The sequence below is a fragment of the Sinorhizobium kostiense genome (genome assembly GCF_017874595.1).
Lineage (GTDB): Bacteria > Pseudomonadota > Alphaproteobacteria > Rhizobiales > Rhizobiaceae > Sinorhizobium > Sinorhizobium kostiense.
Window position 1 is genome coordinate 240,846 of sequence record NZ_JAGILA010000004.1, and the last position, 13,117, is coordinate 253,962.

The 13,117-nt window shown below is 62.2% G+C and carries 11 protein-coding genes and 1 other RNA gene; 6 read left to right on the plus strand and 6 right to left on the minus strand.

Annotated elements, in window-relative coordinates; translation table 11 throughout:
- Window positions 1-99 precede the first annotated feature (99 nt).
- From J2Z31_RS16455 to J2Z31_RS16470, 4 genes are all read right to left on the minus strand, one after another.
- Complete coding sequence (locus J2Z31_RS16455; protein ID WP_209602647.1) at window positions 100-1,302, minus strand: lytic murein transglycosylase; 1,203 nt, start codon at window positions 1,300-1,302, stop codon at window positions 100-102.
- Between the two features lie 114 nt (window positions 1,303-1,416).
- Entirely contained in the window at window positions 1,417-2,202 is a 786-nt protein-coding gene (locus J2Z31_RS16460; protein WP_209602648.1) for a glycoside hydrolase family 25 protein, read from the minus strand.
- A gap of 288 nt (window positions 2,203-2,490) precedes the next feature.
- Entirely contained in the window at window positions 2,491-3,162 is a 672-nt protein-coding gene (locus tag J2Z31_RS16465) for a class I SAM-dependent methyltransferase (RefSeq protein WP_209602649.1), read from the minus strand.
- A complete protein-coding gene (locus J2Z31_RS16470) occupies window positions 3,159-4,409 on the minus strand; it encodes a DUF3419 family protein (protein WP_209602650.1) in 1,251 nt (416 codons plus the stop codon). The genes J2Z31_RS16465 and J2Z31_RS16470 overlap by 4 nt, the downstream gene beginning before the upstream one ends.
- Before the next feature lie 200 nt (window positions 4,410-4,609).
- Between J2Z31_RS16470 and J2Z31_RS16475 the strand changes: the two genes are divergently transcribed.
- Window positions 4,610-5,977, plus strand: coding sequence for a serine hydrolase domain-containing protein (locus J2Z31_RS16475; RefSeq protein ID WP_209602651.1), 1,368 nt, complete (start codon window positions 4,610-4,612; stop codon window positions 5,975-5,977).
- Window positions 5,978-6,068: 91 nt separating this feature from the next.
- On the opposite strand, the gene J2Z31_RS16480 is transcribed toward J2Z31_RS16475, so the two are convergent.
- Both J2Z31_RS16480 and J2Z31_RS16485 read right to left on the minus strand, forming a co-directional pair.
- A complete protein-coding gene (locus tag J2Z31_RS16480; protein WP_209602652.1) occupies window positions 6,069-7,043 on the minus strand; it encodes a lytic transglycosylase domain-containing protein in 975 nt (324 codons plus the stop codon).
- Between the two features lie 292 nt (window positions 7,044-7,335).
- Window positions 7,336-8,550 (minus strand): pyrophosphate--fructose-6-phosphate 1-phosphotransferase, encoded by a 1,215-nt coding sequence (locus J2Z31_RS16485; protein WP_209602653.1) that lies wholly within the window; start codon window positions 8,548-8,550, stop codon window positions 7,336-7,338.
- Between the two features lie 435 nt (window positions 8,551-8,985).
- Between J2Z31_RS16485 and J2Z31_RS16490 the strand changes: the two genes are divergently transcribed.
- The 5 genes from J2Z31_RS16490 to rnpB all read left to right on the plus strand — a co-directional run bounded on the left by J2Z31_RS16490 (window position 8,986) and on the right by rnpB (window position 13,045).
- Window positions 8,986-9,693: a J domain-containing protein gene (locus J2Z31_RS16490; protein ID WP_209602654.1), complete on the plus strand. Its 708-nt coding sequence runs from the start codon at window positions 8,986-8,988 to the stop codon at window positions 9,691-9,693.
- Window positions 9,690-10,451 carry an N-acetylmuramoyl-L-alanine amidase gene (locus tag J2Z31_RS16495; protein WP_209602655.1) on the plus strand — a complete coding sequence of 254 codons (762 nt, stop codon included), beginning with the start codon at window positions 9,690-9,692 and terminating at the stop codon, window positions 10,449-10,451. The genes J2Z31_RS16490 and J2Z31_RS16495 overlap by 4 nt, the downstream gene beginning before the upstream one ends.
- Before the next feature lie 226 nt (window positions 10,452-10,677).
- Window positions 10,678-11,208, plus strand: a complete 531-nt coding sequence (locus J2Z31_RS16500; RefSeq protein WP_209602656.1) for a lytic transglycosylase domain-containing protein — start codon at window positions 10,678-10,680, stop codon at window positions 11,206-11,208.
- Window positions 11,209-11,389: 181 nt separating this feature from the next.
- Window positions 11,390-12,577: an NAD(P)/FAD-dependent oxidoreductase gene (locus tag J2Z31_RS16505; RefSeq protein WP_209602657.1), complete on the plus strand. Its 1,188-nt coding sequence runs from the start codon at window positions 11,390-11,392 to the stop codon at window positions 12,575-12,577.
- Between the two features lie 67 nt (window positions 12,578-12,644).
- An RNA gene (gene rnpB, locus J2Z31_RS16510) (RNase P RNA component class A) lies at window positions 12,645-13,045 on the plus strand.
- The last annotated feature ends 72 nt before the right edge of the window (window positions 13,046-13,117 follow it).

Consider the following 13,117-nt stretch of genomic DNA (forward strand, 5'->3'; position numbering starts at 1 on the left):
GATTGGGGCGGCATCGGTCGATTTGAGGCGAGACATGCGGTAGCAAGCGAAAGCGAGCATTGCCACCCGCTTCTTGTCACTGTCTGAGGCGCTCTGGCTTCAGAGCGCGTCGAGCACTTCCGGAGTCGCCCAGCCATCGGCAGGAAGGCCGAGCTTCAACTGTTCCTTCTGCAAGGCCGTGCGCGTGCCGGCGCCGAGAATGCCGTCGATCTTGCCGACGTCGTGGCCGAGCGCCTGCAACTTTTCCTGAAGCGCCTTCATTTCCGCGTCACCCAACCCAGGGTCCGGATTCCCGGACTGATAAGGCGGCGCGCCGGCGAGACGCGTGGCGAAATAAGCAGCCGAAGTCGTATAGATGAAGGACTGGTTCCATTCGAGATAGATGTTGAAGTTCGGATAGGTGAGAAAGGCGACGCCCTTGCGGCCCTGCGGCAGCACCAGGGAGGACTCCAGCGAGGTGTGGGCGGTATTGCCGTCGCGCGGCTTTACACCGAGGGCAAACCAGTCGCCCGCCGTCATGCCCGGCTGAAGTCCGGTCTTTTCCCAGGGAAGCTGATCGGGAACGATGACTTCCTGTATCCAGGGTTGCCCGGCCTTGAAGCCGAGGCTCTGTATGAACCTCGCCGCGGTCAGGATGGCGTCCGGCGCACTCTTCTTGAGATTGACGTGGCCGTCGCCATCGCCGTCGACGCCATAGGCGATGATATCCTCCGGCAGCATTTGTACCTGGCCGATCTCGCCGGCCCAGGCGCCGGTGGTCGTCTCAGGGTCGAGATCGCCGTGCTTGACCATGTCGATCGCGGCGAGAAGCTGCGGCCGGAACATTTCCGGGCGGCGGCAGTCATGCGCCAAGGTTACCAGGGCATTGCGCGTGTTGAAGTCGCCCTGGACCGCGCCGAAGTCCGTCTCCATCGCCCAGAATGCGGTTATTACCGGTGCCGGCACGCCGAACTCCTGTTCTGCGCGTGCGAAGACCTCGGCATATTCCCGCATCTTCTGCGCGCCGATATCGAGCCTGGCCTTGCTGACGGTACGTTTCGAAAATTCCGTGAAGGTCTGCTTGAAGACGCCTTGGGCGCGGTCGCGGCTCAAAACCTTGTTGTCGATGGAAGCTCCCGCAAGCGCACGATCGGCGTCCTCGGCGGGAACGCCGCGCGCGACGGCCTCGACCTTGACCCCTTCAAGAAAGGCCCGGAGATCACCGCCGCAGGTGACAGGCGCACTTGTCTCGGCCTGGGTTTGCGCCAGTACCGAGGTGCTGGCGAGCGCGAGCAGTCCGAGGGAGAGAAGGGTCTTGCGCATCTGAGATCCTTTCCATGGCTGCCACCGTCGAAGCAGCCGGTCTTCGCAATCTGTCCTGGAGCAAATCCGCCAATGCCTTTCCAGAGCTTTATGACGGAATGAAGAAAGCTGCGCCTATCTTGCCTGCGAGACGGCAGCGACCCACTTCTGCCAGTTCTTGGCGGAACCGGCGAAGGCGTTGATATCCGTATGGCCGTCTATCCCCGGAATGACGCCGGTGCTGGTGTACTGCCAGAAGGCCCAGCGGCGGTCGACATAGATATCCTTGGGGTGTTTGGCGACTGAGCGAACCCAGAAGTGATAGTCGTTGAACGCGCCGACGAGATTGTCGCGATGGAAGTCGACCGAGGTGTAAATGATCGGGCGCTTGCCGTAATGGGCTTCAAGCCGGTCCATGAACCGCTTCATTTCGGCGCGCACGGTTTCCGGCGAAGGGCGGTAGCGACAGGTCTTCGATTCCCCGTTCCATTCGACGTCGAGCACCGGCGGCAGATGAACAGCGCTCCTCGGCACATTGGCGATGAACCAGTCGGCTTGAGCGTCGGCGGTCGAGCAGAAATAGTAGAAATGGTAGGGTGCGTAGGCAATTCCGGCGGCGCGAGCCTGCGGCCAATATTCGTTGAACCGGGCATCGAGCCGATCCTTGCCCTCGGTGGCCTTGATGAAGGCAAAGGACACGCCGGAATTCTTGACCCTCGCCCAATCGATATTGCCATTCCACTTCGAGATGTCGATGCCGTGAATGCTGTGGCGGTGCGGCGTACGCCCGCCAAAGTCCTGCGGGTCGGTATCGTGGAAGCGCGGCGGTATGGAGGCCGTATTCACGAGATCGTAATCGGTGGACGAGCAGGCGGACAGAAGGGTCGCGATTGGCAGCAGGGCCAGAAGAAGCCGGCGCATGAGGGTTCCGTTTGGAGACGAAAGACGATCCTGCCTCACGCAATGGCTTCCATGTTTTTGCGATGTCCCCCACGGAGGCGTGCCCTCCTTTTCATCATATCATCGTAAAAATTGCGTTAGCTCAAGTCATAATTGTAGTCATGTCTACAACGAGAACAGGCTACTGCATGTCTCCTTAGATCGACCTCGGTGTAAGGACAAAGGCATGCAGCAATTCAAAGTGCTACAGCGATCTTTGCGCGCCTGATACGAGGCTCGGCGCTGTAGGGACCGCACGGGCCAACGGGCCTATTCGACCGCAGCCTTTCGGTGGTAGACGGCAAGCCAGGCATAGCCTCTGCCGATCGATTTCAGCTGAAGTGCCGCCCCCTGGCGCTCGGCGTTCCGGCGGAGGACGTCGAAGAGCATTTCGCGCGGGGTGACATGGAATCGCCGGAGCCATGCCTGGAGGAGGCGACGGAAGCCGCCGGGCCACCCCTCCTGCTGGCCGAAATCGGCGATGTGCAGCGAGCCACCGGGCTTAAGGGCCGCAATTGCCGCATCGATGGCTCTTTCCCATTCGGGAATCATCGACAAAGCATAGGAAATGACGATGCGGTCGAAACCGCTTTCGCCGAAATCGGCAGCGCTGAAATTCGTGGCGTCGGCGACGATGAGGGTCGCGGCCGGCCGGTCCTTCCGGCCTAGCTTTACGCGGGCACTTGCCAGCATCTCGGCCGAAATGTCGAGGCCGAAGAGGCGTACCCCCGAATAGAGATCGCCGATCAGGGCGAGATTGCGACCGGTCCCGCAGCCGACTTCCAGGACTGAGGCGCCGGGCGGCGCCTCAAGTTCGCGGATCATCGTATCGCGCCCGAACAGGTAGTATTTCCGGGTGGCATCATAGATGTACCGTTGATACCGGTACATCCGGTCCATGAGCCGGGCGTGATTGTTCTCAGCGACCTGCACGGCGCTCATGCCTTCTTCCGGTAGATGTGGAAGCCGCCGTAGATCGCCGAACGGTCGTTGGCGCCGAGTTTCCGCGAAGCCTCGGCGTCGTAGTGCCACTGGTCGAGCAGTGCGGGCGAAACGCGTCCATGGAGGATGCTGGCTTCGGCGGCCGTGCGGAAGATCACCACGGCGCCCGCATCCGCCGTGCGAGTGATTTCGCTCCAGAGATCGTTCAACTGCCGGTCGCTCATCCAATCCTGCGCGTCGAGCAACACGTAACGGTCCACCGACGAAGCAGGCTTGCGGGCAAGCAGCTCCGTCAGGCTTTCGTGATGGACGACGACGCGATCGGCGTGGTCACGGATCGTCTCGTATCGCGAGGCCTGCAGGTAGGGCGGCAGGTCGCCCTCGTGCGGCAGCGGGTAGCGCCGCGCGAACGCCTGCCAGGCAAAATAGTTCTCGCGAAGCGGAAAATGGCAGGTCAGCTTTTCAAGCCGATGGCGCAGGACAGCGGCGAGCGACTTCTCTTCGGTGAGGCTTGCGAGTTCATCGAACTGCTGAGGCGGAATGCCGAGCCCGAAGAGCGAGCTCTTGCGGCCGGTGAGCCACCGGATGACCGGCCGATCGAAAAGCGGGGCGAGCTTGTCGTCGAAAAACTGGCGCTGCTCGCGCATCGAGCGCGCCTGGACGAAATCCGCCGGATTGACGCCGTGGAGCCGCGCTAGAATGTGGCTGGCGGCGATGAAACGGCCAAGCAGGCCGGTGCGATAGATGTTCCGGCCGAAGACGCCGATGCGGCGGCGACCGGTCAAGTCGCGGCCGCTCCAATAGTCGCGGCTCACCGCGTCAAGCTTCGGCGCGATAAACAGGTCGAAGGCCTGGCAGTTCGAGCGCGTGCCGGCGGTGGCGAGGAACCGCACCACGTCCTTGTGGCACGGCAGGTGACGGAAAGCCGCGATTTTCAGCCGGTTGAGCGCAATGTGGTGCGGATTGAGGTCGACGACGTCGATCCGGTCCGGAGCGGCGGAAAGATAGGTCAGCACGTTGCAGCCGCCGGAGCCGATCGTCACGATCCGGTGTCCAGGGCGGATCCGCATCGCTTCCATGTCGACGATCGGATCCTCCCAGATCTGGGGGTAGACGAGGCCGGAGAAGAGCAGCCCGAACAGGCGCTCCGATAGGCCTGCGAGCGAGAGGGCCTTGTGCTGGTGGAGCGCACTTTTCAGCTTCGCATTCTTCCTGCCGAAGCCGGCATCGGGGGCGAGTTCGGTCATTATCTGCCATCCAGTTGAAACTGAGCCGCTTCTAAAATGACTCGACTACACTTTGATGACGGGAAGGCTGTGCATCGCTCGCGTTTCAATCTCCTACTGCGTTCTCCTTTGCGCGTCCGGCAAACGCGCGGCGCTATAGGTGATCCATGGGGCTTTTCCTTTCTCCGAAATCCTGATTTCCTGTTGGAACAGGAGGAAGCATGAGGGCTTTGTCGAAGAAACTCGGGGTCTTTGCCATTGCGCTACCGGCGGCCGCCGCCGGGTGGCTCGCGCTGTATCCGCCGGAGCTCTTGAAAGTGGGCGACGGATACGCGGCAAAGATCGCCTGTTCCAATGTTTTCCTTGCCGGTCGCGACCCGCATGACGTCCTTGCCGAGGACGTTCAGGCTCCGGGGCACCCGTTGCTCAAGTTCGTCAGCGTCTCGGTGGACCGTGCTCAGCGGAGTGTCACGGCGCGCATATTCGGCTTTGCGGCACCCCGTCGCGCCGTCTATCGGCCCGGATACGGCTGCACCAGCGGGCAGGATGGCGCTTTTCAGGCTGTCGCGAGCCCGGCAGCGGAAGGCGGCGGCACCGCCGCGGCGCCCAAGACACAGCAGCCGGATGCCAATTGGCCGGAGGGAAGTCGGGCGGAGATTGATCCGAGCATCCAGGCGATCATCGAGGACCCGGCGCTCGCCGGTGAAGGCATCCGGGCAATCGCCGTCGTCCGCAATGGCCGATTGGTCGCGGAGAGCTACGGCCCCGGCTTCGGCCGCGACAAGCCCTTGCTCGGCTGGTCGATGACGAAAACCGTTACGGCGGCGCTCGTCGGATTGCGCATCGGCGAGGGGCGCATGGATCCGGAGCAGAAGAACCTGTTGCCGGAATGGAGCGGCGACGAGCGTGCCGAAATCAAGCTTTCCGATCTCCTGGCGATGCAGAGCGGGCTCGCCTTCAACGAGGAGTACGGAGACGTCACCGATGTGACGCGGATGCTCTTTCTGGAAAGCGATATGGCGGGCTTCGCCGCATCGAAGCCGCTTGAAGCGGCGCCCGGATCGCAGTTCCGTTATTCGAGCGGTACCAGCAGCATTCTGTCGCGGCTCTGGATGCGTTCGTTCGACGATCCGGCGGCGGCGCTTGCCTATCCGAGACAGGCGCTCTTCGGTCCGCTCGGAATGACGAGCGCGGTGTTGGAAACGGATGCGAGCGGCACCTTCGTCGGCTCTTCCTATATGTATGCGACGGCACAGGACTGGGCGCGTTTTGCCCAGTTCCTGCTGGAGGGGGGACGTTGGAAGGGCAGGGCGCTGCTGCCCGAGGGCTATGTGACCTTCATGCGAACCCCGTCGCGCGCTTCCGCCGGCGATTACGGTTCGGCCCAGGTCTGGCTTACGGCGAACGGCGTAGGGGCCGGGGAGGGCAACTTCCCGGCGGACAGCTTCTGGATGCTCGGGCATGACGGACAAGCGATCATGATAGTCCCGTCGCTTCGTCTCGCCGTCGTCCGGCTCGGCCTCACGCCTTGGATCGACGGCTACAATGTGCAGGCGCTGAACGCGCGGATCATCGATGCGCTCGATTGAGCGCATGGATCTCTGCTTGGCCTAAGACACATAATAGGCGGGGGTGGTGCTCTACCCCTCCGGCAGGCCAGAGGGGGTTACCGCCGCAAACTTACCGGATGCCGAGCTCGTCGAGCATGCCACGGCGCTTGGCGTGATAATAGTAGCCGCTGGCATAGAGCTTCACGGCGCCGTCGTGCTGGTTGTCGGCGACCATCCAGGCTCCGCGCAGGTACTTCGTCGCATATCTCAGGTTCGTCTCCGCGTCGAACAGGCCCTCGGGCGGCCCATCGTAGCCAAGGCCCCGGGCGGTGTTGTAGCGGATCTGCATGAGGCCGTAATTGCCCCTGCTGTAGGCGCGGGGATTATAATTGCTCTCGCGCTTGACGACGCGATGCACGAGTTCGAGCGGAAGCCCGTTGAGTTCGGCATAGTGCTCGATCAGCCGGTCGAGCTCCGGCCGGGAGCTTGTCGGCGCCTTATTAAGCTTCAGCGAATCGGGAATGATCTCCGCGACCGCCCCGACCGCAGAGCCGATAACGCCCGTCTTCGGCCGCTCCGTCGGAACGATCATGCGTTTGGCGACAAGTGTCTCAAGGCCGACGGGCTCGCCCGTGTCGAAATCCGATTCCCATGCGGCAGCGATGCCGAGGACCGGGCCGGACGGTTCAGCGCTCGCCGAACCGTTGGGGGCTGCAGCTGAAGAAGCGCCCGCCATTGCCGCCTCCAGAGCCTGTGCAGGCTTCGCCGTCGGTACCGCTGCCGTCTGGGGCGCGGCAAAGGCGAGGGTCGCGTCCGTTGCCGAAACGGAGTTGCCTTCCGCGGCGGCTGTCGTTGCTTCCGCAGCCGGCGGCTTTGCCTCGGAGGCGAGCGCGGCCGAAGCTTCAGCCGCCGTGCCTGCCGGTGTCGGCAGCGCATAGGCCGTCATTTCCGTGCCCGGCTTCGGGATGGGGGTAACAGTCTGCACGGCGGTCAGTTCTTCGAGCGACGTATGCTCAACCGTGGAGCACCCGGAGGCAAATGCGAGGGAAACCAGTGCAGTAGCAGCAAGTGCCTGTTTCGAAAGGGGGATACGGATCTTCGCCATGCTGTCACTTTCGTGCTTCCGGGCCCCGTAGCCCCTCACAAATCCGCGGCTGCCAGCCGCTGCGCTTGAATCTCCCTTAACCTATGCTGCCGGTTGCGGCAAGGCCGGCGAGCTTCAACCAAAGCGTCCGATCAGGGATCGGATGATCCGCCGGAGCGTGGGAATACCCTTCATGCTACAGAGCCGCGCGTCTTATCAGACGCGCAGAGGTCGCTGTAGCGCTTTGAATCTGCTAGCCCTTCCCCGCAGGCGGGGCGAGGGTTAGCGTGAGGGGCATCACCGAGACGGTATTCTAATCCGCCGGCTGCCAATTCTGGCCGATTGCATCCATTACTTCGCCGAACCACGTTGCCGAAGTATCGAAATGCTTGCCGCCCTTGATGCGGGGAAACTCGATGGTGCGCAGACGACCGCCCTGATCCTCGTCGTGGCCGGTGACGCCGGAGACTTTGTTGAGGGCACTTTCGACCGCCAGATCCACCATGCTCTGGATCAGCCGCAGATCGTCCCCGTTGGCGGGAGCCGAGCGGGCGTAATAGCCGGATTTCTGCACCATCGAACGTTCGGCGCCGAGCAGCGCTGCAAACTGCTTGGAGAACCAGTTGCCGACATTGATCGTGTCGATCTTCACGTGGCCGAAGGCGTCGCGCTTGATCGCCTCGCCGGCAGCCTCACGCTCGGCGACGATCGCGTCGAGGCAAGCGCCTTCGCTGACGAACAGCGTGACGAAGCCGGCGCGGTCCATAACCTGCCGCAGGCGTTCCGCTTCAGCCTCAAGGTCGAACTTCATCTCCGGCAGGTAGAGACCATCGATGTTTTTCAACTGCCCGTTCATCATGAAGCCGTCGACATATTCCTTGCCCTCGGCCATCCGTATGTAGCTACGTGCCGTCGCGGCCGTGAGCCAGCCGCAATGGCGGCCCATCACCTCGTGGACGACGAGGGTGCGAGGCGCCGCGCTCTGCTCGTTGCTTACATGGTCGAAGAAGCGGGCGCCGTATTCGGCGGCCGTCCAGGCGCCGAGCGTTTGACGGATCGGTACCACGTCGTTGTCGACCGTCTTCGGCAATCCGACGACGGTCAGGTCGTAGCCGTTGGCGCCGAGATAGGCGGCAAGATCGGCCGCCGTCGTATTGGTGTCGTCGCCGCCGATCGTGTGCAGGATGTTGATGCCGTCGGCCGCAAGCCGTTCCGCCGCGACCCGAAGGGGGTTTTCTCCTTCCTTGACGAGCCCACGCTTGACGCAATCGGCGGCATTGGTGAGCTTCACGCGGCTGTTGCCGATCGGCGAGCCGCCGTGGCGATGCAGAATATGCGCCTTCTCGCGCATCTCCTTGGTGATCTCGATGCGGTCGGCCAGAAGCAGGCCCTGATAACCGGAGCGGTAAGCGACGAGCTCGTAATCGGGCGCGATATCCGTGTAGCGTTCGATGAGTCCGCCGACAGCGGATGAAAGGCAGGGCGCGAGACCCCCTGCCGTCAGCATTGCGACTTTCTTCTTGGCCATGTTTCCTCCATGGGATTTCGACATCGGGCGATCGGTCGCAAGGACCGCGTTCAAATCTTTGCCTCGGTCAAAGTCTATCATCGGTCTACAGCGCCGCGCGTCTCAGAGGCGCAAAGGTCGCTGTAGCACGTTGAATCGCTGCATGTCTTTGTCCTTAAATCGAGGTTGATTTAAGGACACATGCAGTAGCGCAATTCCGACGGAAATAAAATGAAGGGCTGTGGACACCTTTAAAGTTGAAGCGCTGCATGGGGCGAATTCATGGCTCGACCCTTGCGTGCATCGGGGGAACGCGAATTCGGTTGCGATTTACGGCCCCATCATTTATTGAGGGCCTTCACGATTTCGTCATTCCACCACGTTTTGCGCCACAGCCGCTTGCAATTCGCTACCACATCTGACCATGCTCGTGGTGGACAGGGAACAACCGCACTCATGTCATTCTGGGACAATCTCCTCAAGATCATCACGGTAACCGGCAATGCGCTCACAGGCGTGGTCGAGGGGGTCCGCACCCTCTTCGAGGGCGATCCGGAAACCCGCCGGAAGGTTGCGTTCTCGGTTGCCATGATCGCCCTTTCTGCAAAGATGGCGAAGGCCGACGGCATCGTGAACGAGGCGGAGGTCGCGGCCTTCCGCGATATCTTCAGGTTTCCCGCGGATCAGGCGAAGAACGTGGCGCGTCTTTACAATCTAGCGCGCCAGGACGTCGCCGGGTTCGAAGCTTATGCGGAGAAGATGGCCTCGCTCTGCTCTTCCTGCGAGCGCAATTGCCCAATTCTCGAGGACATCGTCGACGGCCTCTTCCACATCGCAAAGTCCGACGGTGCCGTCCATGAGAAGGAGCTTGCTTTCCTCATGCGGGTGGCCGAAATCTTCCAGATGGACGAGGCGCGGTTTCAAGGCATCATGGCGCGTCACGTGCATGCCGACGATCGCGATCCCTATCAGGTCCTCGGCGTTTCACCGAAGGATGATTTCGCCGACATCCGCAAACGCTACCGAGTGCTCGTTTCCGAGAACCATCCGGACATGCTGGTTGCGCGCGGGGTTCCGGAGGAGTTTCATGCGATCGCCAATGATCGCATGGCGGCGTTGAACGCTGCCTATGAGGCGATCGAGAGAGAACGTCGCGCCGCATGACCCCGAGCTGCGATTTCGCTGGCGCCCGTTTCGTGCCATCGCCCAACCATGGGGAGCGCGTCGGCGGCCGCCGGCCGGATATGATCCTCCTCCATTACACGGGCATGGAGACTTCGGCCGGAGCGCTCGAATGGCTCTGTCGTGAGGAAAGCCAGGTCTCGTGCCACTATTTCGTGCATGAGGACGGACGGATCGACCAGCTCGTCGCCGAAGAGCGGCGCGCCTGGCACGCCGGCAAGAGCTTCTGGAAAGGCGAGACCGACATCAATTCCTGTTCGATCGGAATAGAGATCGCCAATCCGGGGCACCCGGGAGGGCTGCCGGACTTTCCGGAACGGCAGGTCGAGGCGGTCGTCGAATTGTGTCGGGACTGTGGCGAACGCTGGCAAATCGCCCCGCAAAGAGTACTCGCGCATAGCGATGTCGCGCCGATTCGCAAGGTCGATCCGGGGGAAAAATTTCCCTGGGATGTGCTTTTTCGCCGCGGGGTCGGACATTGGGTCGATCCGGCACCCGTCGGCGGCGGACGCTACTTTCAGCGGGGCGACCGGGGACAGCCCGTGGAAGCCCTGCAATCGATGCTCTCGATCTACGGTTATGCCGTTGAAATCACTGGGTTGTTCTGCGAACAGACCGAGGGCGCGGTGGCCGCTTTCCAGCGGCATTTCCGGCAATCTCGGGTGGATGGAATCGCCGACGTTTCTACCATCGATACGCTTCACCGATTGCTCGTCAGTCTGCCGAATCTCGGCGACTAGGGGGCGATATCAGCGCGCCCTAAATTAGCGCCATCTGCAATTTTTTATCCTATTTTTTGGCGTTGCCACATGTTTACCATGATGGCTAGGTCTTTTTCGCCGCGTCAACCGCAAGGAAACGGCGCCGGGTGCGTGGCGTCCTTGTCAATAAAAACGATCGGGAAATCGGTCGTGGCGGTGGGGTGCGCCGTCCGATCAGTTCCCCAGACCGGAGACTCCAATCTACATGAGAAGATCGTCTGTTGCTGCGGTGGCGGCATGCTTCGGCATGTCCATCGCCGGGATGGGTACGTCGTATGCAGGGGGTGTCGACAAAACCATCAAGACCTCGTCGCTTCAGTCCGTGACCAGGACGACGGGCTTTCCGACACCCTCGTTTTCCCTGCGCGGGTCGCAATACACCATTCTTATCCAATCCTACGCCAAGCAATTTGGCGTTCCTGCCGACCTCGCCCATGCCATCGTGAGGATCGAAAGCAATTTCGACGCAGAGGCGCGTGGTCGCGCAGGTGAGATCGGCCTCATGCAGATCAAGCCAGCCACCGCCCGCATGATGGGCTATTCCGGGACCACCAAGGGCCTCTTCGATCCGGAAACCAACATCAAGTTCGGCATGAAGTATCTCGCCAAGGCGCATGAGCTTTCCGGCGGCACGACCTGTGGCACGGTGCTGAAATACAATGCCGGGCACGGCGCGAAGCGGATGAACCCCATTTCGAAGGCCTACTGCGGCAAGGTTCAGAGCATTCTCAACTAGCGGGGGATGACGAGGGCGTTTCTCCGACCGGGCGGTTGCGATTTCCATTTCCTGGCGCCTTGCGGATCCAGGGACATAGCCGGACAGGTATAGCGTTCCGGCCAATTTTTCCGGTGCGCATCTGTGCCGTTGCCCGGATGTCGTGCTATTGCCGCAGCGTTGCAACCGAGCTGGGAAACGCATGTCGGAAGGCTTTGATTTCGTCGTCGTAGGCAAAGGCATGATGGGCGCGGCGGCGGCGCGTCACTTGAGCCTCTCGGGCGCGAGCGTCGCACTTGTCGGCCCGGACGAGCCGGACGACTGGGCAAATCACGGCGGTGTCTTTGCCAGCCATTACGACAACGCCCGGATCAACCGCACGATCGACAATGATCCGGTCTGGGCGCGGCTTGCCCGCCGGTCGATCGACCGCTACCCGGAAATCTCCGAAGCGAGCGGCATCGACTTCTATTTCGAGGTCGGCTGCCTGATTGCGGCGCCGGGTCCGGAGAGCGATTTCGATTATCTCGCGAGGGTGGAGCGCGCCCGGGACCGACTTCGGATCGATGCGCCGTTTATCCGTCAGGACGATCTTCGCGAGCAATTTCCCTGGTTTCGGTTCCCGAATGGCCATGCCGGCATCCACGAGGCGAAGGGGGCCGGCTACGTCAACCCGCGGGCGCTGGTTCAGGCTCAGGCAGTTGCGGCGGAGAAATCCGGTGCGCGGGTCATCCGTTCCGAGGTGATCTCCGTCGCGGAAGACGCCGATCAAGTACGTGTAGTGACCGCAGGCGGGACCGTCGCTCGAGCGGGACGCACACTGATCGCAGCGGGCGGATTCTCGCTTTCCACGGCCCTCCTGCCGCGGCCGATCGATCTTGCGGTGAAGGCGCGCACCGTTCTCTTTGCCCGAGTGGGCGACGGCGATCTTCGCGACTTCGAGGGTATGCCGTCCTTGATCGTGGCGGCGCCGGAGCAGGAGAGGAGCTATTATCTGCTGCCGCCGGTTGCCTATGCCGATGGCAAACACTACATCAAGATCGGCGGCGATCCGGCCGATCGGGTGCTTGCCAGCGAAGCGGCAGTACGGGACTGGTTCCGCAGTGGCGCCAGTGCCGAGGCGGCGGCGCACATGGGTGGGCTGCTTGAAGAGGTGATCCCGAACTTCAGACCGGTGTCGACGCATTTCGCGCCTTGCGTCACGTCGTTCACCCGCCACGGCTATCCCTATATCGGCTTTGCGAGTGATCGCATCGCCGTTCTGACGGGCGGCAACGGGCAGGCTGCCAAGAGTTCCGACGAGATCGGCAGGCTTGGCGCTTCGCTCGTGATGAGTGGCCGATTGGATGCGAGCGAGTACGGGACGGATTTCGCTGTCGCATTCCGCTAGACCGAGGCAAAGGTCAGGAGCGCGATTCTTCTGGCGCTTGACGGCTCGGTCGGTTATTGAGCCTCTGCCAGTTGGCCGGGCAGCCGCGCCCCGCAAGCGCCGAAAGGCCGCAGGGTGAGGAAAGTCCGGGCTCCACGGAAACACGGTGCCGGATAACGTCCGGCGGGGGCGACCCCAGGGAAAGTGCCACAGAAAGCAAACCGCTCCGCTTCGCGGAGTAAGGGTGAAAGGGTGGGGTAAGAGCCCACCGCGGCCATGGCGACATGGACGGCACGGTAAACCCCACCGGGAGCAAGACCGAATAGGGATGACACGGGCGCGCAAGCGCCCAGCCGGTTTCCAGGCGCGTCATCCGGGTGGGTTGCACGAGGCTGCGCGCAAGCGTAGTCCCAGATGAATGGCTGCCACGTTCCGTTTCCTTCGGGAGGCGGGGCCATACAGAACCCGGCTTACAGGCCAACTGGCGATTTTCCTCACATTTCCAAAACGCAGCTTCTGCAGCAGGGCGCCCGATTCTCGCGTCAAGGAATCGCGTCCGCA

Bases quoted from the DNA above. Each gene is read 5' to 3' on its own strand.
- J2Z31_RS16470 (WP_209602650.1), bottom strand. From the start codon at position 4,409: ATGACCGAACTCGCCCCCGATGCCGGCTTCGGCAGGAAGAATGCGAAG.
- J2Z31_RS16505 (WP_209602657.1), top strand. From the start codon at position 11,390: ATGTCGGAAGGCTTTGATTTCGTCGTCGTAGGCAAAGGCATGATGGGC.
- J2Z31_RS16465 (WP_209602649.1), bottom strand. From the start codon at position 3,162: ATGAGCGCCGTGCAGGTCGCTGAGAACAATCACGCCCGGCTCATGGAC.
- J2Z31_RS16460 (WP_209602648.1), bottom strand. From the start codon at position 2,202: ATGCGCCGGCTTCTTCTGGCCCTGCTGCCAATCGCGACCCTTCTGTCC.
- J2Z31_RS16490 (WP_209602654.1), top strand. From the start codon at position 8,986: ATGTCATTCTGGGACAATCTCCTCAAGATCATCACGGTAACCGGCAAT.
- J2Z31_RS16475 (WP_209602651.1), top strand. From the start codon at position 4,610: ATGAGGGCTTTGTCGAAGAAACTCGGGGTCTTTGCCATTGCGCTACCG.
- J2Z31_RS16495 (WP_209602655.1), top strand. From the start codon at position 9,690: ATGACCCCGAGCTGCGATTTCGCTGGCGCCCGTTTCGTGCCATCGCCC.
- J2Z31_RS16500 (WP_209602656.1), top strand. From the start codon at position 10,678: ATGAGAAGATCGTCTGTTGCTGCGGTGGCGGCATGCTTCGGCATGTCC.
- J2Z31_RS16455 (WP_209602647.1), bottom strand. From the start codon at position 1,302: ATGCGCAAGACCCTTCTCTCCCTCGGACTGCTCGCGCTCGCCAGCACC.
- J2Z31_RS16480 (WP_209602652.1), bottom strand. From the start codon at position 7,043: ATGGCGAAGATCCGTATCCCCCTTTCGAAACAGGCACTTGCTGCTACT.
- J2Z31_RS16485 (WP_209602653.1), bottom strand. From the start codon at position 8,550: ATGGCCAAGAAGAAAGTCGCAATGCTGACGGCAGGGGGTCTCGCGCCC.